The organism is Streptococcus sp. ALY_208, from assembly GCF_058314295.1.
In genome coordinates this window covers 71,270-89,727 of record NZ_JBZFUI010000005.1, presented here as the reverse complement: position 1 = coordinate 89,727, position 18,458 = coordinate 71,270, and the positions used below count along the sequence as shown (strand labels likewise).

At 43.3% G+C, this 18,458-nt stretch carries 19 protein-coding genes and 1 other annotated feature; of the genes, 5 read left to right on the top strand and 14 right to left on the bottom strand.

The annotated features are described in order from the left end of the window. Window position 1 precedes the first annotated feature (1 nt). Window positions 2–880, bottom strand: a complete 879-nt coding sequence (locus tag AC4HAI_RS06105; protein WP_491110868.1) for a substrate-binding domain-containing protein — start codon at window positions 878–880, stop codon at window positions 2–4. A 194-nt stretch (window positions 881–1,074) separates the two neighbouring features. Here AC4HAI_RS06105 and AC4HAI_RS06100 point away from each other — a divergent pair, with 194 nt between their 5' ends. Then, window positions 1,075–1,995, top strand: coding sequence for a phosphatase PAP2 family protein (locus tag AC4HAI_RS06100; protein WP_491110867.1), 921 nt, complete (start codon window positions 1,075–1,077; stop codon window positions 1,993–1,995). A 72-nt stretch (window positions 1,996–2,067) separates the two neighbouring features. On the opposite strand, the gene AC4HAI_RS06095 is transcribed toward AC4HAI_RS06100, so the two are convergent. Continuing rightward, on the bottom strand, window positions 2,068–2,376 hold the full coding sequence (locus AC4HAI_RS06095; RefSeq protein WP_491110865.1) for an antibiotic biosynthesis monooxygenase family protein: 309 nt from the start codon (window positions 2,374–2,376) through the stop codon (window positions 2,068–2,070). 279 nt (window positions 2,377–2,655) lie between these two features. Between AC4HAI_RS06095 and AC4HAI_RS06090 the strand changes: the two genes are divergently transcribed. Beyond that, the gene (locus tag AC4HAI_RS06090) at window positions 2,656–3,525 is read left to right on the top strand and encodes a fumarylacetoacetate hydrolase family protein (protein ID WP_491110864.1); all 870 of its coding nucleotides are present in this window, start codon (window positions 2,656–2,658) and stop codon (window positions 3,523–3,525) included. A 53-nt stretch (window positions 3,526–3,578) separates the two neighbouring features. Here the strand turns inward: AC4HAI_RS06090 and AC4HAI_RS06085 are convergent, their stop codons facing one another. From AC4HAI_RS06085 to rplJ, 4 genes are all read right to left on the bottom strand, one after another. Next, the gene (locus AC4HAI_RS06085) at window positions 3,579–4,532 is read right to left on the bottom strand and encodes a helix-turn-helix domain-containing protein (RefSeq protein ID WP_491110862.1); all 954 of its coding nucleotides are present in this window, start codon (window positions 4,530–4,532) and stop codon (window positions 3,579–3,581) included. Window positions 4,533–4,555: 23 nt separating this feature from the next. Continuing rightward, window positions 4,556–5,374: an oxidoreductase gene (locus tag AC4HAI_RS06080; RefSeq protein WP_491110860.1), complete on the bottom strand. Its 819-nt coding sequence runs from the start codon at window positions 5,372–5,374 to the stop codon at window positions 4,556–4,558. A 209-nt stretch (window positions 5,375–5,583) separates the two neighbouring features. Continuing rightward, window positions 5,584–5,952, bottom strand: a complete 369-nt coding sequence (gene rplL, locus AC4HAI_RS06075; RefSeq protein ID WP_491079193.1) for a 50S ribosomal protein L7/L12 — start codon at window positions 5,950–5,952, stop codon at window positions 5,584–5,586. Window positions 5,953–6,027: 75 nt separating this feature from the next. Next, window positions 6,028–6,531 carry a 50S ribosomal protein L10 gene (gene rplJ, locus AC4HAI_RS06070; protein WP_491079194.1) on the bottom strand — a complete coding sequence of 168 codons (504 nt, stop codon included), beginning with the start codon at window positions 6,529–6,531 and terminating at the stop codon, window positions 6,028–6,030. A gap of 30 nt (window positions 6,532–6,561) precedes the next feature. Further along, window positions 6,562–6,714, bottom strand: a sequence feature (ribosomal protein L10 leader region). A gap of 146 nt (window positions 6,715–6,860) precedes the next feature. On the opposite strand from rplJ, the gene AC4HAI_RS06065 reads away from it, so the two are divergent. Beyond that, window positions 6,861–8,039 (top strand): MFS transporter, encoded by a 1,179-nt coding sequence (locus AC4HAI_RS06065; protein ID WP_491110859.1) that lies wholly within the window; start codon window positions 6,861–6,863, stop codon window positions 8,037–8,039. A gap of 71 nt (window positions 8,040–8,110) precedes the next feature. Here AC4HAI_RS06065 and mmuM read toward each other — a convergent pair whose 3' ends face one another. From mmuM to AC4HAI_RS06035, 6 genes are all read right to left on the bottom strand, one after another. Next, window positions 8,111–9,058, bottom strand: a complete 948-nt coding sequence (mmuM, locus tag AC4HAI_RS06060; protein WP_491110858.1) for a homocysteine S-methyltransferase — start codon at window positions 9,056–9,058, stop codon at window positions 8,111–8,113. 12 nt (window positions 9,059–9,070) lie between these two features. Beyond that, window positions 9,071–10,447, bottom strand: coding sequence for an amino acid permease (locus tag AC4HAI_RS06055; RefSeq protein ID WP_491110857.1), 1,377 nt, complete (start codon window positions 10,445–10,447; stop codon window positions 9,071–9,073). Window positions 10,448–10,688: 241 nt separating this feature from the next. Next, the gene (locus AC4HAI_RS06050; RefSeq protein WP_491110856.1) at window positions 10,689–12,056 is read right to left on the bottom strand and encodes an FAD-dependent oxidoreductase; all 1,368 of its coding nucleotides are present in this window, start codon (window positions 12,054–12,056) and stop codon (window positions 10,689–10,691) included. Window positions 12,057–12,267: 211 nt separating this feature from the next. Beyond that, a complete protein-coding gene (gene relB, locus AC4HAI_RS06045) occupies window positions 12,268–12,510 on the bottom strand; it encodes a type II toxin-antitoxin system RelB family antitoxin (protein WP_491110855.1) in 243 nt (80 codons plus the stop codon). A gap of 216 nt (window positions 12,511–12,726) precedes the next feature. Next, complete coding sequence (locus tag AC4HAI_RS06040; RefSeq protein ID WP_491110854.1) at window positions 12,727–13,584, bottom strand: Abi family protein; 858 nt, start codon at window positions 13,582–13,584, stop codon at window positions 12,727–12,729. Window positions 13,585–13,756: 172 nt separating this feature from the next. Continuing rightward, window positions 13,757–15,358, bottom strand: a complete 1,602-nt coding sequence (locus tag AC4HAI_RS06035) for a type I restriction-modification system subunit M (protein WP_491110853.1) — start codon at window positions 15,356–15,358, stop codon at window positions 13,757–13,759. A 117-nt stretch (window positions 15,359–15,475) separates the two neighbouring features. On the opposite strand from AC4HAI_RS06035, the gene mazE reads away from it, so the two are divergent. Next, window positions 15,476–15,691 (top strand): type II toxin-antitoxin system PemI/MazE family antitoxin, encoded by a 216-nt coding sequence (gene mazE / locus AC4HAI_RS06030; RefSeq protein WP_491110852.1) that lies wholly within the window; start codon window positions 15,476–15,478, stop codon window positions 15,689–15,691. Beyond that, entirely contained in the window at window positions 15,681–16,022 is a 342-nt protein-coding gene (locus AC4HAI_RS06025) for a type II toxin-antitoxin system PemK/MazF family toxin (protein ID WP_491110851.1), read from the top strand. The genes mazE and AC4HAI_RS06025 overlap by 11 nt, the downstream gene beginning before the upstream one ends. Before the next feature lie 141 nt (window positions 16,023–16,163). Here AC4HAI_RS06025 and AC4HAI_RS06020 read toward each other — a convergent pair whose 3' ends face one another. Continuing rightward, entirely contained in the window at window positions 16,164–17,141 is a 978-nt protein-coding gene (locus AC4HAI_RS06020) for a Fic family protein (protein WP_491110850.1), read from the bottom strand. A gap of 141 nt (window positions 17,142–17,282) precedes the next feature. Further along, on the bottom strand, window positions 17,283–18,440 hold the full coding sequence (locus AC4HAI_RS06015; protein ID WP_491110848.1) for a restriction endonuclease subunit S: 1,158 nt from the start codon (window positions 18,438–18,440) through the stop codon (window positions 17,283–17,285). Window positions 18,441–18,458 lie beyond the last annotated feature (18 nt).

Here is an 18,458-nt window from a genome sequence, read left to right as displayed (position 1 = left end):
CTTATTTGTCAAGTTCAGCCCAAGTGCTTGTCTTACCAGTATAAATGGCTTTGACTTGATCACTTGTAATAGTGTTTACTTTGTTATTCTTATTGACGATAATGGCGATACCATCTAGTGCAATGGCTTGTGATTTAACGCCCTTATCTGTTTCAGACTGTTCCAGTTCACGAGAAGCCATACCGATGTCACATGTTCCATCAATCGCACTGGTTACCCCTGTTGTGGAATCGCTTTGCTGAATCTCGATCGTTACATCTGGATTTTCCTTGATGTAGGCTTCTTTGAGTTTTTCCATAACTGGAGTCACTGAGCTTGAGCCTGCGATAACGATCTTTCCGCTCTTGTTTTGAGACTTGTAGGCACCTGTATTGGAATCTGAGATATAGCCATTGTCTTCGACAATCTTTTGCCCATCTTTACTTTGAATATACTGAATGAAATCTTTTGTTTGGCTATTAAGATTGTCCTTGGTTACGATATTGAAAGGACGTGAAATCTTATAACTACCGTCTTTCACTGCCTCGGCGCTAGCCTTGGTTCCATCGACTTTTAGTACCTTAACGGTGTCATTGACAGATCCCAGCGACGCATAACCAATCGCACTTTCATCACCAGCCACTGTCGTCAGCATGACGGCTGTTGAATTAGTAACAGTTGCTTGTTGAGTTGTCTTATCAACTTTTTTACCATCACTGTTTTTCTCTTCGACGCCAAAGAGTTCGATAAAGGCACCGCGTGTGCCAGAGCCATCTTCACGAGTGATGATATTGATAGGTTGGTTGCTAGATCCTGATTTTGAACCACCACAAGCCGTTAAGAGACTTAGGCCAGCCAATCCGGCTAAGGCGATTAGTGAGAAACGTGTCATTTTTTTCATGAGTAAGGGTCTCCTTAGTTTTAATTTTTACACGTCTTATTTTACCGATCAACTATCAAATTTATTCCTATAGTTTTGTAAAGTTTTTGTAAAATCTGAGAATCGATTGATTTTGCATGGATTTTACATGATGCTGATGGTTTCTTTGAAAAGACTTGTTACAATGAGCCCATCACTTTTGAAAGGATTTTGATATGTTTACACTTAATCGTCAGGAAAAACGTCTACTGACCATTGTCTATGGTAGTTCTATCCTACTGCTCATCTTGGCCAGTTTTTTTGATCAATCTATTTCCCAACAGTTGGGGAGCCAAGACTCTATCTTTGGGACCGTCTTTCAGGACTTTGGGATGTTTCCCGAACCTCTGGTACTCTTTGTCTCTGCCAATATTCTTGGGTTTGTAGCCTATAAGCGCAGCCAGGTTCCTCTGCTTAAGTTGATTCTAACCGGAGCTGCTCTGCTGTTATCTTTTTGGGCTATTCTTCATATGGTGGATGACTGGCTTTACTATGGCTATAGTAGTGCAGACAATATCGCCAAAGGACTTCCTATTGCCACGGCTAATAACGATACGGGAACTGCCATCAGCTACCCTATGAGCTTGAAATACAGCATGAGTATAGCTATATGGGCTGTGGGCAGTATCATACAGTTTAGATGGCTCTCAAAAAAAGAGCCCAGAGCTCTTAATTATCTTATCTCTGTTGCTATTTTAGGGATCGCCTTTTACTTCTTATCTGAAAACATCATCGATACAATGAAGGAAACCTGGGGGCGCTTTCGTCCTTACGAAGTCTTTGGTCATGTCGATGGGGCTCATTTTACGAATTGGTGGCAGATCAATGGGGAAAACGGTCATCGTTCCTTCCCATCTGGGCATACGCTAGCTGGGATGAGTGCCATGTTCTACCCTTTTCTCATCAGTCGCGACCACGTCAAGGGGCAAACTCGCATGACTTATATCTGCTTAGCTTACGGCTTTCTCATGGCAATCTCACGTGTGCGGGTACAGGCGCATTTCTTATCTGATGTCGCAGTCAGCGCTATGATTACCTTCTTTGTTATCTTTGCCTTGGCAAAGGTTGCTGGTTATCGCTTTATTGAGGACGATTAAAAAAGAGTTGATTAGATCGGGCTTTACAGCTTGGTCTAATCAACTCTTTTATTGTTATCTTAGGTTCTTGACTTAGTCAGCCAAGACTTGATAGCTAGCAACTTTTCTTGTCACGTGTTTGCGGACTTCTTGTACCTCTGGTTTTTGATGTCTCTGTGCATGTTCTGGGCGGCTGAGCCAGGCTTCAAAATCAGCCTTGTCTGTCCATTTAGATACTAAGACAAAGTCGATTTTACCGTCTTCTTCACCTGCTTGCCATGCTTCTGCTGAGACATTTCCAGGCCAAGAATGCAGAGAATTGAGGTCATTTTTTATCTTTTCTCCAAAAGCTGCTTGGTAATCGGCGTCTACAGTAAATACAGCGGTTTGTACATGTGTCATAAGAAAGTCCTCCCTAACGTTATTAGCATCAGGCTGCATTGAAACTTTAGGACATTACTCCTATTTCCCAACAACCTTTTGTGCTCTTAGTGTAGCAAAATCAGTTATAGCCAGCAAATGATTCGTTTGAAAGTTGGATCACATATAAGAACGCTTCTCCTCCTAGCTCCGTCACAAGACTATCGGAGAGGTTACGATCTATTTATCATTTTTTGAGATTAGTTATCTTTTCAAGGCTCTTCTGGTATAATAGGGGGGAATAAAGTGAGGTGTTTAGCGATGAAATTAACAGCAATTACCAAAGACAATCAGGAGCAGGTCCTGATGGAATGGCAGGGCTACTGGATCAATGTCAGTCAACTATTGGCAGATACTAAGTCCAAACAGAGTGATCTATTAGAATTTATCCAATCGGGAGAGGCCCAGCAAGCGCTGGAAGGTATAGACTTTTCTGCCTATCTTGTTAAAGATATTTTTGGCTACGACCGTGCTCCTATTCTCCCTAATCCTTCAAAAATTTTAGCGGTAGGGTTGAATTATAGGGATCATCAATCTGAGACTGATTTTTTTATCAAATCTGACTTTCCTGAGATTTTTACCAAGCTCCCTAATACCTTGAATCATCATAATGCTACGATTTATGGGACAGATGTTGCCCACCATTATGACTATGAGGGGGAGTTGGTCATAGTCGTGGGCCAAACTGTCAAAAATGCCAATCTGGATCAGGCAGAGAAAGCCATTTTTGGCTATACGATCGGCAATGACTTTACTGCACGTGTCCCGCAGTTCCAGACCAGTCAATGGACTTTAGGAAAGTCTATGGACGGCTTTGCCCCAGTTGGCCCCTTCTTAGTGACTAGGGAAGACTTTGACTTTGAAGAGGCAGAACTGATCACCCGTGTTAATGGAGAGATTCGTCAGCAAGAGCAAGTGCGGCAAATGATTCATAAGCCCCATGAAATTGTCTCTTACCTCTCCAACTATATGACCCTTCTACCGGGTGACTTGATCTTTACAGGAACCCCGAGTGGTGTTATCTTGGGCCAAGATGAAGAGCAACAATCTTGGCTATCAGACGGCGATACGATTGATATCTCTATCACAGGTATTGGAACGCTGATCAACACTTTCAAGCTGCGGATATAGATATAAAATGAGTTGAGCAATAGCTTAACTCATTTTAATATCTTATAGCTCTGCTACTTTTTAAGCTGTTTGTGATATTCTTTAATCCCTAGTCCTGTCCATCTTCTAAAGGCTCTCAGAAAGCTGGAGCTATCTGAGAAACCTAGCAGAAAAGCAATATCGTCTGTTGTTAAGCCCATAGCTAAATAGCTAAGGGCAAAGGCTTTTTGAATGGCAGCTAGCTCTAGCTTGAAGCTTGTATTTTGTCGCGCCAGTTGGCGCTGTAAAGTCCGTGGACTGATATGGAGCTGCTGAGATATAGCTCTTAAGGAGGCATCCCCCTTGATGATAGCTTCGATGAGCTGCCTTTGCAGCATTTGTTTTTGCTTAGTTAAGTGTAATTGTTGCTCAAGATAGGGTTTTAAGATCAGCCACAGGGTATGGTTTGCCTTAGAAAAAGGTAGCTCTAGATCTGCTTTCTGAAAGACTATAGTATTGTTAGTTGCTTTCTCAGTAGGAAGACCTAATGCCTGCTCTAAGAGCGAACCATAGCGATAAGGTCCAGAAACTTTGATAGGATTGATCTGTTTAGCCGTTCCTGCTCTTAGAAGATTCAGCAATAATAATTGCTCTTGAAGCAAAACAGTACGTGGTAAATACGGAAATTGATAGTCAAAGGATAGACTGATGGTCTCACCAAGATCCTGAATGTTCAGTTGCAGAGGCCCTATTAGCGATTTATAGCGTTTGATTTTCTCATAGGCTACTAATCCATTGGAGCTGGATAAGGCTACAAAAAATACTGGAACAAAGTGCTGGATATTCTCTATTTTACTTAGTTCCAGTATGGCTTGATCAGAGATTAGGGGATCAGCAGTCATCATGAATTGGTGGTAGTCGCTATTGCTGTAGCGAAGTGTATGGTGCGTCAGTTGATTAGATAAGTGAGCACTCTCTATAATGGCTTGGATATCTATGCCAATAGTGTGTAAAAAGTTTTGAAATGCAGGGGTTAATACTATTTTCACAGTCGTTTTTCCTTGGCTACTATTTAGGTTAAAGATTTGATGACAAGGCGGTCAAACCATTTGGCTGGTAGGATAGCGTGTAAAAAGATGAGTCCCCTACTTCCTTTTCCTACAAGGTAGCGTGCCTTGGTATGTTTTTTCTGACAGACCTTGACAATGGTTTTTGCAACTGATTCTGGCTCTAAGAAGAGAGCGCTTTGGTACAGTTTAGGCAGTCGCTTGATCATTTTTTGAGCTTGACTACTATAGACGGTTTTCTTACTACTATCAGCTAGATGCTGTTGCATAATTGTATTCCAAGGGGTTCGGACACTGCCAGGTTCGATGAGGACTATTGTGATTCCAAAAGCTCTGGTCTCCATACGCAGTCCGTCTGATAAGGCTTCAAGAGCATATTTGCTGGCATGATACCATCCACCCATCAGGGTTGTCAAGCGTCCGCCAACCGATGATAGATTGATAATACGCCCCTGCCCTTGCTTCCTCATTATTGGAAGGACTAATTGGGTCAGCCGTGCTAAGCCAAATAAGTTGACTTCAAATTGTTGACGGGCGTCAGTTATGGCCGTCGTTTCAATAGGACCAAATTGACCGTAGCCAGCATTATTGATTAAGATATCGATCCGTCCTTCATTGTCAAGAATTTTCTCCAGTGCTTGCTCGATAGAGCTAGTATCTGTCAGGTCCATAGTGATCGGCTGGATATGAGGGTGATTTAGAGCAGTAATCACAGATGAATGTCTGGCTGCTCCATAAACTTTGTAGCCTTTATGCGCTAGCAGCTTAGCTGTTGCTAGACCAATACCAGATGATGCTCCTGTCAGTAAAACAACCTTTGTCATAACTAATAGTCCTCCACTCTTCTTAGCTTTCTTTTCATTATAGAGAACTATCACTGGCTAAGGAAGGACAAAAGGCGACAAGCTATCTATGGACAGATAATTTCACAATGTTAAGCTCTTAATTGTGAAACTCTTTGTCGTCGTCAGTTAAAAATGGCACTAAAAAAACCGCCCCCCTAAGGAACGGTTTCTATGATAATTGGACTCTATTATTTAAGAGTTACAGAAGCACCAGCTTCTTCCAATTTAGCTTTCATTTCTTCTGCTTCGGCAGCAGCTACACCTTCTTTAAGAACTGATGGTGCGTTATCAACAAGACCTTTAGCTTCTTTAAGACCTTCACCTGTGATTTCACGAACCACTTTGATAACGGCAACTTTCTTGTCTCCGCCTGAAGTCAATTCAACGTCGAATGAATCTTTAGCAGCACCAGCGTCTTCGCCGCCAGCAGCAGCGACAGCTACAGGAGCAGCTGCAGATACACCAAATTCTTCTTCGATAGCTTTTACAAGGTCGTTCAATTCAAGGATTGAAGCTTCTTTAATTTCAGCAATAATGTTTTCAATGTTCAATGCCATTGTCATTTTCCTCCAAATGTTTTTTTATTTTAATAAATGGGTTGTAGCCTTAGGCTACCTGTAATGATAATCTGCTTAGGCAGCACCGTCTTCTTTGCTGTCGGCAACAGCGTTGATTGCGTAAGCAACGTTGCGGACAGGCGCTTGAAGTACTGAAAGGAGCATAGAGAGCATGCCTTCTTTGTTTGGAAGAGCTGCCAATGCTTGGATGTCTTCTTTTGAAGATACTGCGCCTTCGATGGCACCACCCTTAATTTCAAGTGCTTCAGCTTCTTTTGAAAAGTCGTTGATGATTTTCGCTGGCGCTACAACATCTTCGTTTGAAAATGCTACAGCAGATGGTCCAACGAAAATATCTTTTAAGTCGTCAAGACCAGCTTTTTCAGCTGCGCGTGACAAGATTGAGTTTTTGATAACTTTCAACTCAACGCCGCTTTCACGAAGATTGCGACGAAGGTTGGTATCTTGCTCAACAGTCAAACCACGTGAGTCTACAACCACGATAGCTGCAGCAGCTTTCATTTTCTCAGCAATTGCATCGACCAGTTCAGCTTTTTTAGCAATAATAGCTTCACTCATGATTAAGATTTACCTCCGTAATTATTTTGTCTGAATACGAAAAAATCGCATCCAAACCCAGACACGAAAGTACAAATACGCTATAGTAACCAGATCAAGCTGGTATTGTGACGTTTTTGTGCCTCGGCAGGATTCTTATGAGTCAAGCTCCCCTGCTGTCTTAGGTCAGTTTTTTTCAAAACCTTAATTATAGTATCATGGCTTTTTATCACTGTCAACACTTACAGCCCAATAATTAATAAAAAAATGGGAAATGCCTAAAAATAAGGATGAAATGTCTCTTGAGATTTGATATGATGATCCTGAATTTAAAATTGAGGTATAAAACTATGCGATTAAAAAGATTCTGGATTGTTTTGGGACTGATCATGCTAGGGGTTGTCATGCGCTCGCCCTTTACGACGATTTCGACTATCCTGCCTGATATTGCTCGGGATCTGAGAGTCTCTTTGAGCTCTTTGGGAGCTTTGACTTCTATTCCTCTGCTGATGTTTGCAGGCTTTTCATCATTGGCTCCCCAATTATCCCAGCGCTTTGGCTTAGAACGATTGATAACACTGGCACTTTTGATCATGGCTGTAGGCTCTGCGGTGCGCATCATTTCTCTGCCCACTCTCTATCTAGGGACGGTCCTCGTGGGTGCTAGTATCGCTTGTGTCAATGTATTATTGCCAAGTATTGTGGCTACTCATTTTCCTCATAAAATCGGTCTGTACACAAGTCTATACACCAGCATTATGGGCTTGTCATCGACCGTCCTGACTTTACTGGCTTCACCTATCTCTACTGTTATCAGCTGGCGGGGCTTTATCCTATTACTATCTAGTCTTGTATTAATCGGTTTTCTGATTTGGCTCCCCAATGCTAAATCTACCACTCAGCAAGCTAGCAGGGCTCAAGCCGGGTCTAGGCAGCCAGTTTCTCGAAGTCTCTGGAGGAATCCTGCTGCTCTGTCTATGCTCATTTTTGGAGGTCTACAATCCTTGCTGTTTTATACTGAGCTGACCTGGCTGCCGACGGTTTCTCAGGCGGCAGGATTTTCGGCCAATCAAGCAGGCTCCCTTCTGGGCTTGTTCAATCTGGTCAGTCTCCCTATGTCTTTACTTATCCCTGGCTTAGTAAGTCAGCAGTCCCGTCAGGCTAGAGTTTGGACTATGCTGGGTTTTTCCAGTCTAAGTCTCGTTGGTCTAGCCCTGATTCTTTTAGGACCAGCGAATTATATGGTTTGGGCTACTGCTCATCTCAGCCTAGGTTTATCAGTAGCAGCTCTTTTTCCTTATATGCTGGTTAGCTTTAATCTTAAGACGAGAACTGCACAAGAGACCGCCCGGCTTTCTGGTATGGTACAGACAGGCGGTTATCTGCTGGCAGCTATCGGGCCTATCCTTCTCGGTTATAGCCAACAGCTCTTTGGTTCTTGGAATGCTCTCGTTTGGATTTTAGCACTGGTCACTCTCATAATGGCTCTAGCCCTAATCTCCTTTGAAAGAGCTGATAGCATTATTTAATAAAAAACGACCTTGGTACTGCCCGAAACAAGTTAGATTGTTGTAAGGCAGGCCACTTAGGGTCGTTTTTATTAGCGTAATTGACTGGATAAGACTGCGATATCCTGCGGTCGGGTACGGCAGCAGCCACCGACCACCTTGGCACCTAGTTCATGCCAGCTTTGAGTATTTTCTAAAAGGCTGTGCGAGTGATCAGCGGCTTGTGTCCAGGTTTGACTAGCGCCATCATAGACTTCGCCAGAATTGGGATAGGTCACAAAGGGTTTGTCTGTACAGCGTCTCAGCTGGGTTAAGAAATTGTGATAAACACTAGGTGAGCTGCAGTTGAGACCCAGTGCTAGGATCTGCTCAGAACTATTGATGAGCTCTGCTACAATCTCGATGCTAGTCCCATCTGAGATAGTCTTGCCATCTTGCGATGTGAAGCTCATATAGGCTTCAGCCTGAGGAAATTCTTGGGCTAATAGCTCAACAAGCGCTTGCGCTTCAAGAAAGTTGGGCATGGTTTCAAGGGCTAGGAGATCGACGCCGTTATCCAAAAGAATCTGAATGCGGGGGCGATGAAAATCCTTGAGCATTTCCTTGGTCACGTCACCATAGCGACCGGTATATTCGGAGCCGTCAGCTAGATAGGCTGCGTATGGGCCGACATCCCCACTGATCAAAGGAAAGGGACGCTGAGCTTTTTCCTGATCAGATAGCTCTTGCCAAACCTTTTCTCGTGCCTGCTTGGCCAGATCGACTGTCAGGGCGATCAAGGCCCTAGCTTGGGACTCGGAGACACCATAATCAAGGAGACCCGGTAGGGTTGCCTGATAACTCGACGTCGTGACCAGATCACTGCCAGACCTTAGGTAGGTTTCGTGGATGTCTTGGATGAGTTTTGGATTTTCTAAGAGGTACCTAGCTGACCAGAGCTTACCTGAGACATCATGTCCCTGATATTCAAGCTCAGTCCCCAAGGCACCGTGCAAAATGATATAATCTTGCGATTGCAGTAATGAATGAAATGCTCCCATGACTGCTCCTTTCTACCACTTTTTAAAGCGGATAAAATGATAAATGTAGCAAAGAATGACAAAGGGAACCCCAAAATAAAGTCCGGCTCTCTGGGAGGGGTCCCAGGCGATTCCGATGATAGAAATGATCAGAAGAATGATCGTGAGGTAAGGCAGTGCTGGACTGTGCGGTGTCTTGTAGTCTAATTCTTCAAGGCTATGGTCTTTGAGCCAACGCTTACGAAAATTGATCTGGGCGATCGGGATGGACAGCCAAACCACGACAACCGCAAAACCTGCGATCGATACTAGGGCCAAGAAAATAGTCTTTTCGTAATAGACACTTGCTACCAAGGCAATCACAACACCGATCATTGAGAGAATCATGGCACGCATGGGCACACCGTTTTCATTAATACGAACGACATTCTTACTGATCATACCTTCATTAGCCAGTGACCAGAGCATGCGCCCAGAGGCATAGAGCCCAGAGTTAGCCGCAGATAAAATAGCCGTCAGGATAACAAAGTTCATCAGATCAGCGGCAAAGGGAATACCAATCTTGTCGAAGACTACGACAAAAGGAGCTTCTACGACACCCGCCTGACTGGCTGGCATCAAGGCAGCGAGCACTGCTATGGTCATACAAAAGAGAAGCACCAAGCGCCCAATAGTCGATTTGATGGCAAAAGGAATCTCTTTTTTAGGATTGTCAGTCTCTCCTGCTGCCACTCCGATCAACTCAATCCCTGAAAAGGCGTAGTTGACCGATAGGATAACAGTGATGACTCCTAGCAGTCCTTTGGGAAAGAGCCCATCTTTAACGAAATTAGTCAAGAGCGGCGCCTGATGACTTCCCTCATAGGGAAGCACTCCCAAAATCGCCAGCCCTCCTAATAGGATAAAGAGAATAATAGCGTAGACTTTTATACTAGAAAAGTAATACTCAGTCTCAGCAAACCATTTGACATTTAAGCTATTGACCAAAAAGACCAAGGCTGCAAAACCAGTCGCAAAAATCCAGACGGGCACGCCAGGGAACCAGCGCAGCATGAGGTTGGCAGCTCCGATGAACTGAGATGCCAGAGCAACTGTCCAGCAAAGCCAGTAAGACCAAGCAACTGTAAAGCCAGTCCCTGGACTAATGAACTTGGTCGCATAGGTATGAAAAGAGCCTGTAACTGGCATAGCTACTGCTAGCTCTCCTAGAGAAAACATGATCAGATAGACCATGACAGAGCCAAAGATATAGGATAAGACCGCACCGAGCGGCCCTGCCTGAGCAATCGCATAGCCCGAACTCAGGAAGAGACCAGTACCGATGATCCCACCGATCGACAGCATCTGCAGATGTCGACTGGTCATCTTTCGCTGGAATTGGCCTTCATTTTCAAAGTTATGATTTTCCATAACGCCTCCAAATAGTTTTGTCCCTTAATCATACCATAGATTTAGAGAACTACGACCATTGCCTTTTTTTATCAAGTGGTATAAGGATAGGCTATAGAAAAGCAGCAAAGCCTCCCCGTTTTTCGAGTTGGCTTTACTGCTCTTGCTCATTATATGGCATCTACACGATCAGCCCTTTTTTCTAGGTGGTCATATAGTCTAGAGATAAGCTCTTACGGGAGCTAGGCTAAGGGAAAAACAATTAGAATGGTGCGAGACCTAAGGCATGCTGGGCAGCGAGATTGAGCAGGCTCCACTGGCGATCAAAGCCTGGTTGGAAGAAGAAATCAGCCTGAGCTAGATCTTCTAGTGTCATCTTATGCCCAATCGCTAGGGCTAGGACGTTGCCTTGGGCGGTCACGTCGTAAGTCGATAAGACAGCTCCTCCTAAAATCTGATGGGTCAAAGGATGGTAGGTGAGGCTGACATAAACCTGAGGGTTGTTATCATCAGGGATATAGGCAGGACGTAAGCGATCCTGATACAGGCTGGTCTGGTAGGTAAGACCAGCTTGCTCGGCTGTAAAGGTGTTAAGACCGCTAGAGGCGAAATGCAGATTAAAGACACTGAGGGCGGAAGATCCGACTACTCCTGCGAAGGCTCGACTAGGCTTAGCTTCAAAGAGGTGTTTGACGACATACTGGGCTTCACGCCGAGCAGTCGTCGCTAGGGCTATAGGCATTGGCTTGCCAGCAGGAATGGAGAGCGGTAAGACCGCATCACCGATGGCATAAACATCTGGAAGATTGGTACGGAAATATTCATCGACCTTGATAAATCCACGTGGCTCTAAATCAACAATTCCCTGCAACCAGTCAGTATTGGGTTTGACACCTGCTGCAAGGATCACTAGGTCAGCCTGAATGTCTCCCTTATCAGTGATGACTGCTTGGACCTTATCATCACCTTGGAAACGCTCTACTTTGGTATTCATGTATAGGCCGACATTATGGTGCTCAAGCTCTTTGGCTACTAGATCTGCCAACTCAGGATTGAGGTAGGTACCTAGCGGGCGGTCAATAACATCAACCAAGCTGACCTTTTTACCACGGCTGGCAAAAACCTCAACAGCTTCTAATCCAATATAGCCTCCACCGATGACGACAACATTTTGAATGGTCGGTGATTCCAAGGCAGCCTTGATCTTAGTCGCCCAGTCATAGCCACGCATGAGATAGATATTGTCAAGGTCAGATCCCTCAACTGGTAGTGTCACGGGACGAACACCAGAACTTAAAATCAGCTTGTCGTAGGCGACTTCCTCGGTCTGATTTGATTTCGTATCTTTGACAGTCACTGTCTTTTGATCGGCGTTGATCGCAGTGACTTGGTGGTTGTTAAAAATCTTACCGCCCTTGGCTTCTAAGTCTGCTGGTGCAAAGTTGCGGACATCATCTTTAGCAGTGACCTCATCTTTTAGGTAGAGCTCCATCCCGCAGGACATGAAGGAGACAAAATCACCTGCCTCATAAATAGTAACGTCTAGCCCCTGATACTGGTCTAGCAGCTCAATAGCGGACTCATGACCACCGTGGGACGCACCGATGATAACAACTTTTTGCTTCTCCATAGGTATACCTCCTGATAAGCTATAAATATCATTAAGACGACGTGAGATGGTGGCATCTCACTCATCAGATTTGCGATCTTGCGCAGTGAAAAGTAACCGCTTTCCACTACACCCTCATTCTACTGCTCTTGGCATAGGATTTCAACTGATGACCCTATAAATTTAAAAAATATAAAAGCACCAGCATTGGTTGCCGGTGCTTGGTATTGCTCTATTGATTATTCTCATCAAGTTCAGCTAGCATATCCTCCCAGCTCATTGGCTCATAACCTGCTTTGAGATCATTTAGGTACTCTTGATAGGCTGACTCGCCAATGCGTGCATCGTATTCATCCTCTAGAGCTTCTAAAGTTTTGTTGCGGATCATTTCAGACAGGGAGACCCCTTCAAACTTTGCCATGGCTTGCATAAATGTCTTATCTGCTTCAGAGACTTTCAATGTAATAATTGCCATAACTTCCTCCTATTCTCTAGGTAATACCATTGTATTACCTAGATTTGATAAAAGTCAATTTCCAAAGATACGAGATGATGCATTATAAACGACTGATACCTGCATTCAAATTATAACTCCACCCCCTTTAAAAACGCATCCAGCTCGGCTTGGGCTTCTGGGGTTATCCTTTTAGAAGAGACGTTGACTCATTCTGCATTGAAATAGTTTTACGTGTTATGTTTTGTTTAGTAGTGCTTTCCAGTTTTCTGGAAATCCGATTAAAGTAAGATCAATGTACTCTTTATATTTATCAATAATACTTTCTAACCTTTCTAAGCTAAATACCCATTGTTCTTCAAATTGTGACAACTCTTTCAATAATAAGAAATAAGCGAATAGCCTATTAGTATTAACAGATAATTTATGATGCTTTTCAAATTTAGGAATATATCTGTTAGTCGTCCCATAAAGCCTCATATTATGGGCAAGATTATTTCTTAAAATCCTTATGTTTTCAATCCAATTATCTAAGGTTTTAGGAGACAAATCTAGTTCTCTACTAATAGCTTTCCTTAATTGATTTGGCAAATTTTTATAAAGGTATTTTAAGTTTCCCATCGTAAAAAGTTCGACAGCCACCCAAATCGGAAATTCACTACCATAGTGGTTAATATGGTGTTTAACAAACGGCCGTTCTCTATTGCTATTAACAGTCTTTTTAAAATTTTCTATAAAGGTGTCAAACTCATGCTCACTTTTGAAAAAATTTTTGTCAGCATAAATACACGGATTTTCAGGATAAGCTATGGCTATCTGGTAAGCAACTCTTGCCTTTAATAGCTGTTCTGCTTCTGTAGTCAAAGAGATTAAAAGATTTCTCATTTCACTATCAAATTGATAGAGCTTTACGACTAATTCTAAAGAGGTATTTTTGCGATATTGATTTTCCTCTTTAAAAAGATACAGGTACCCTGTTAAGGTATAGTAATTGATATTTTGCAATACTTTATAAGCACACTCTTGATCGTTAATCAATAGACCCCTACTTTTTAATATATCAAGTTGTTCAGCTATCGTTTTTGCCTGTTTCATACAATTCCCCATAAAAAAACGACCTAGCACTGGTACGCATTACGAAAGTAAGAGGCGACGCTAAGTCTCTATCATTGTTATTATAATACCAGATTTTGATAGTTTATCAAGCTTTTTTAACGATTATTGTCATCTTATAGGATACAAAAATCAATACAATACTGTATCCAGATTACAGTTTCAACCCTTTCAAAAAGGCATCCAGCTCGGCTTGGGCTTCTGGGGTGGTGCCTCGCAGGTCCTTGAGGAGGTTTTCCAGCTGGGCGGATTTTTCAGCGATGGTTTGGTTGGTCTTGCTTATGTCAGCCATGATGTCTGGCAGCGGGGCGACTGCTTCTTCCTCAAAGGTATCGACATAGCGGGGAATATTGAGGTTGTAATCATTCTCCACAATCTCCTCAAAGCTGGCTAGATGGGCAAACTTGTCTATATCACGGCGCTGGGTATAAGCGTCCAGAATCTTCTCGATATGGCTATCGGTCATGATGTTCTGATTCTTGCCCTTGTCAAACTCTTTTGAGGCATCGATAAAGTAGACATCACGATTGGTACGGTCTTTTTTAAGAATAATGACCGTGGTCGGAATGCTAGTATTAAAGAAGATATTGGCCGGCAGACCGATCACCGTATCGATAGCCCCTTCCTCTAGGAGGTGCTGGCGAATCTGTCCTTCGGCATTGCCACGGAAGAGAACCCCATGGGGTAAGACGATAGCCATGACCCCGCCGTCCTGCTTGAGATGGTAATAACCGTGCAGGAGAAAAGCAAAGTCAGCCTTAGACTTGGGTGCTAGCTTACCATAAGGTGAAAAGCGGGGATCTTCTAGAAAACCAGAATCCGCAGACCACTTGGCTGAGTAAGGAGGATTCATAAGGACGCCGTCAAAATTAGTCGGCTCCTCATCAGGCCAGTCAGCATCCAGCGTGTCACCGTTGTTGAGGTGCTGGTTTTCAACAGGGACATCGTGCAGAATCATGTTCATACGTGCCAGGTTGTAGGTCGAGGTATTGAGCTCTTGACCATAGTAGGTCACTGTGTTTGGCTGGCGGCTGTACTTCTTGGCATTGAGCAGCAAGGAGCCAGAACCCATAGTAGGGTCATAGAGGCTAAAACCCTGCCTGTCTTCACGCCCTTGCAGGGCAATGCGAGTCATGAGCTTGGCTACAGGCTGAGGCGTGTAAAACTCGCCGGCTTTTTTACCTGAGTCCGAGGCGAACTGGCCAATCAGGTACTCATAAGCATCGCCCAGCATATCACCAGCATGACCGGCAAGATCCAGATCAGCCAGCTCCTTCATGACACTGGCAATGGTCTGGTTCTGCTTCTGAGGCGTTGCTCCCAGCTTTTTGGAATAGAGATCGATATCCTCAAAGAGATTTTCAAAGAGATCATCACTGCGCTCGATATTGCGAAAGCCTTGAGCTAGGGACTCCAGCTGGAAGGTCCCATCATTGATGGCAGTGATCAGAGCCGTAAAGGTCAGATCGGGCTCAATGACATAGGATTGCTGATCCATGAGGACAAAGATCAGATCCTCATGAGTCTCCTCATCCGCATAATACTTGCGGTAGAGCTCAAGCGCCTGCTCCAAATCATCGGTCGGCTGCTCCATGGTCTTAGCGACTTCAAAAAGCATCTTGTCTGAGAGATACTTGTAAAAGACTAGGCCTAAGAGATAGGACTTATACTCATTAGCATCCATCTTGGAGCGCAGCAAATCCGCCGAATTCCAAAGCGCCTGATAGAGGTCTTGTGAGGTAGGGGTTTCTGACATAAGTTTTTTCACTTTCTAAAAACAATTTTCGTATTATATATATGAGCCATATTTGAAAAAGCTAAGGGATAATGATATACTTGTGTATACGAGATCAAAACATCTGGAGGTGCTCACATGGCTACCATAAAAGCAAGAAAAGTAGGAAATTCCGTAACTGTAACGCTTCCTAAAGATTTGCAGGTTGAAACTGGGCAGGAATTCATCATTGAAAGAGGGCGAAATGGCGTTATTCTCCTAGCTCCAAAAATTAAGAATCCCTTTGATGGCAATGATGATTTACGGATGGAAGATGACTTTGCGGACCTGAGGTTACTTGATAATGAATTCTAGTTACATTCCCCAAAGGCAAGATATTGTCTGGATTGACTTTGACCCTTCTGCTGGTAAAGAAATCCAAAAACGCCGACCAGCTCTGGTCGTCTCCAATGAAAACTACAGCAGACGTACAGGATTTGTGGCTGTCTGCCCCATTACACACGGCCAAGCTAAGTTAAGAGAAAAAGGATTATTAGTTCCTGTTCATTCAAAAAAGGTGGACGGTGCTGTCAATCCTTTTCAGCTGCATACCTTCGACTTCAGGGCAAGACAGATTGAAAAGATTGCCGAACTGGCCGATCAAGAATTTGTCATCGTTAAGCAACTGATCCAATTTATCTTTTAAAGCTCTTTACGTTACTGGACAGAAATTCGTCCAGTCTTTTTTGTTATAGCTTGATGTCTCATCATGCTGTGTCACCATAAAAATATCTCGCAATCCGCTCACAAAAATGAGCGGATTTTAAGCGGATTATGAGCGGATTTTTTAGTGAGGGGGTGGCAGCTTATAATGCCTGTCACGTGTCGATCCTTCTACTATCAGTAAATCCTTTTGGACGAACAAGGATAGATAGCGACGGGTACTGGCTTGGCTTAGTCCAATCGCGTCTTGTGCCAAGGAAGTGGTAATGACACCATGTTCAAGGAGGTAGGTTCTGATTTTTTGCCAGATGGCTTCTTCTTTAGGTTTTAACGTTGCGGAGGCAGTAGGTTGATCTGTCGTTTGGTATTCCTGCAAGGTCTCTAAGATTGCATCCAGCATGAACTCGATGAAGACAGTTGAGTCATTTGCTTGATTGCTGAGGGTGAGGGCATCGTAGTAGCCTTGCTGGTGGTGGTAAATCACCGACTCAACAGGCAGCCACTCAAAGATGGGATTGGACTGACTGAGAATCAGACTCTGCCAGAGTCGTCCCATGCGTCCATTGCCATCCTCGAAGGGATGGATAATTTCCAACTCAAAGTGAACCACACAGGATTTGACAAAATCCGACACGCTACTAGCTTTTGCCCATGCAAATAACTCCTCAACTAAAGCAGGCACAAACTGAGGACGAGCGCCGACATGCACTACGTGACCTGTGCTGTCATAGACACCAACATCACCCGTGCGAAACTGACCAGCATGCTTAACCAAATCCTTGGTCAGCAGTCTGTGCGCTTCTAAGAAATCTTCCAGACGGTAAGGATCTAGTCTAAAAGCACGCTCATAAGCTTCATAGGCATTTTCCACCTCATGAATGTCCTTGGGTGGACCAAGCACGCGCTTACCGTCAATCACAGCTGTCACCTGTTCCAAACTCAGACTATTATTTTCAATGGCTAGGGAGGACTGGATCGAGCGAACCCGATTTTCCTTACGCAGGTGCAACTCCCGCCGCTCCAAGGCTAGCTGGGTCGTCAGCTCCGAAATCCGCTGAACCTGATTCAACATCTTTTCAGTAATACGGTATGAGGGCTGCATAGGCGCTCCTTTCTAAGGGGGATAAAGGCTTACTAATGTCTCTTTATTATCTCATAATAATGCTTTTAGCTCATTCATTTTTTAGAAGTAGACTAGCAATTCTCTCATATATTTTTCAAAATCTATCTGTTCCCTGATTTCCTAGGAAAACATATCCTGCAAGAGCTTCTTCTTTAAGGTTTCTAGCTGGTCGATTTTTTCTTGATAAGAGGAAATTAAGTCATCTAGGTTCGTGAAAAAATTACCAATTTCTTGTTGCTCGGGTTGGGATGGCAAAAGTAATGACATTTTCATAAAGTCGTCTGGTTGAATACGTTTCGCTTTCCTAGATCCATTGGCAATAAGTCCTTGATACTCATAGAATGAACGTCTCATAACATATTCTAATAAAAACTTTTTGTCTAAATTTCTCACATCAAAACTTGGCACATCAAGAGTTGATTCAAATTGATCTAATTCATCTGGCACTATACCAAAGGCCTGATTTTGGAAATCTAGTTTGCTATAAATAAACTGACCAGCTAAACGTTTAAAGTATTTGGTGTTTTCGCTACCAGTATATGCTTCATCCTTAGGCACCACTCCTTTTCCCCATAGCTTAACTGTTATTTTTTTTGAATTAGCACCAGTATTGCCTGGGATACGACTCTCTGTCAAATAATTTCCAAACTTATCAAGTTTCCACTCGCCATCAAATCCATCTAAGCGGATTTCAGGGGTGGTCTGTCCTGCCTTTGGAAACATCTTGGACAGCATGGTCGCCTTAAAGGCTTGATAGTTGGCCAAATTATCCTTATAGGCAGACAAGAGCTCATCAAGCGTCTGGAAAAGCGACCCGATAGCGGATTGTTCGGGGAGGGTGGGAACTTTGATTGGCATTTTCATCAAAATATCGGCATTTAGTTTAGCCCTGCTTCCCCCAACAAGATACTTTTCAAAATTAGATTGTTTTAATCTATTCTTGAAAAATGTATTATCAAGTTTATCTTTTTTACCAGATAAAACATGGGCATGATTATTAACCCAAATCTGTCCTTCAACATAGTGAACAGGATAATCTTTTAAATCATTTGCTCCATCTTCTGCAATTAGAACAAATTCCCCATCATGTGTAAATCCCTGCACATAATCTTGAATACCATTGGCACCATAGTAGGGTGTATTTCCAGCCTTACGGTCAGATGATGTAATCGGAACTCGTAAATTATCAAACCGATCAGCAATATCTAAAATTTTATAAGTTGTCCACTCATCATCAAAATGTTTAAATCTGAGTTTAGGGGTGTTTTGATTTATCATAAAATTTCCTTTATCTAA

What these genes read in the sequence shown, in the direction of transcription:
- AC4HAI_RS06105 (WP_491110868.1), bottom strand. Translation starts at nt 880, where the DNA reads ATGAAAAAAATGACACGTTTCTCACTAATCGCCTTAGCCGGATTGGCT.
- AC4HAI_RS06100 (WP_491110867.1), top strand. Translation starts at nt 1,075, where the DNA reads ATGTTTACACTTAATCGTCAGGAAAAACGTCTACTGACCATTGTCTAT.
- AC4HAI_RS06095 (WP_491110865.1), bottom strand. Translation starts at nt 2,376, where the DNA reads ATGACACATGTACAAACCGCTGTATTTACTGTAGACGCCGATTACCAA.
- AC4HAI_RS06090 (WP_491110864.1), top strand. Translation starts at nt 2,656, where the DNA reads ATGAAATTAACAGCAATTACCAAAGACAATCAGGAGCAGGTCCTGATG.
- AC4HAI_RS06080 (WP_491110860.1), bottom strand. Translation starts at nt 5,374, where the DNA reads ATGACAAAGGTTGTTTTACTGACAGGAGCATCATCTGGTATTGGTCTA.
- rplL (WP_491079193.1), bottom strand. Translation starts at nt 5,952, where the DNA reads ATGGCATTGAACATTGAAAACATTATTGCTGAAATTAAAGAAGCTTCA.
- rplJ (WP_491079194.1), bottom strand. Translation starts at nt 6,531, where the DNA reads ATGAGTGAAGCTATTATTGCTAAAAAAGCTGAACTGGTCGATGCAATT.
- AC4HAI_RS06065 (WP_491110859.1), top strand. Translation starts at nt 6,861, where the DNA reads ATGCGATTAAAAAGATTCTGGATTGTTTTGGGACTGATCATGCTAGGG.
- mmuM (WP_491110858.1), bottom strand. Translation starts at nt 9,058, where the DNA reads ATGGGAGCATTTCATTCATTACTGCAATCGCAAGATTATATCATTTTG.
- AC4HAI_RS06055 (WP_491110857.1), bottom strand. Translation starts at nt 10,447, where the DNA reads ATGGAAAATCATAACTTTGAAAATGAAGGCCAATTCCAGCGAAAGATG.
- AC4HAI_RS06050 (WP_491110856.1), bottom strand. Translation starts at nt 12,056, where the DNA reads ATGGAGAAGCAAAAAGTTGTTATCATCGGTGCGTCCCACGGTGGTCAT.
- relB (WP_491110855.1), bottom strand. Translation starts at nt 12,510, where the DNA reads ATGGCAATTATTACATTGAAAGTCTCTGAAGCAGATAAGACATTTATG.
- AC4HAI_RS06040 (WP_491110854.1), bottom strand. Translation starts at nt 13,584, where the DNA reads ATGAAACAGGCAAAAACGATAGCTGAACAACTTGATATATTAAAAAGT.
- AC4HAI_RS06035 (WP_491110853.1), bottom strand. Translation starts at nt 15,358, where the DNA reads ATGTCAGAAACCCCTACCTCACAAGACCTCTATCAGGCGCTTTGGAAT.
- mazE (WP_491110852.1), top strand. Translation starts at nt 15,476, where the DNA reads ATGGCTACCATAAAAGCAAGAAAAGTAGGAAATTCCGTAACTGTAACG.
- AC4HAI_RS06025 (WP_491110851.1), top strand. Translation starts at nt 15,681, where the DNA reads ATGAATTCTAGTTACATTCCCCAAAGGCAAGATATTGTCTGGATTGAC.
- AC4HAI_RS06020 (WP_491110850.1), bottom strand. Translation starts at nt 17,141, where the DNA reads ATGCAGCCCTCATACCGTATTACTGAAAAGATGTTGAATCAGGTTCAG.
- AC4HAI_RS06015 (WP_491110848.1), bottom strand. Translation starts at nt 18,440, where the DNA reads ATGATAAATCAAAACACCCCTAAACTCAGATTTAAACATTTTGATGAT.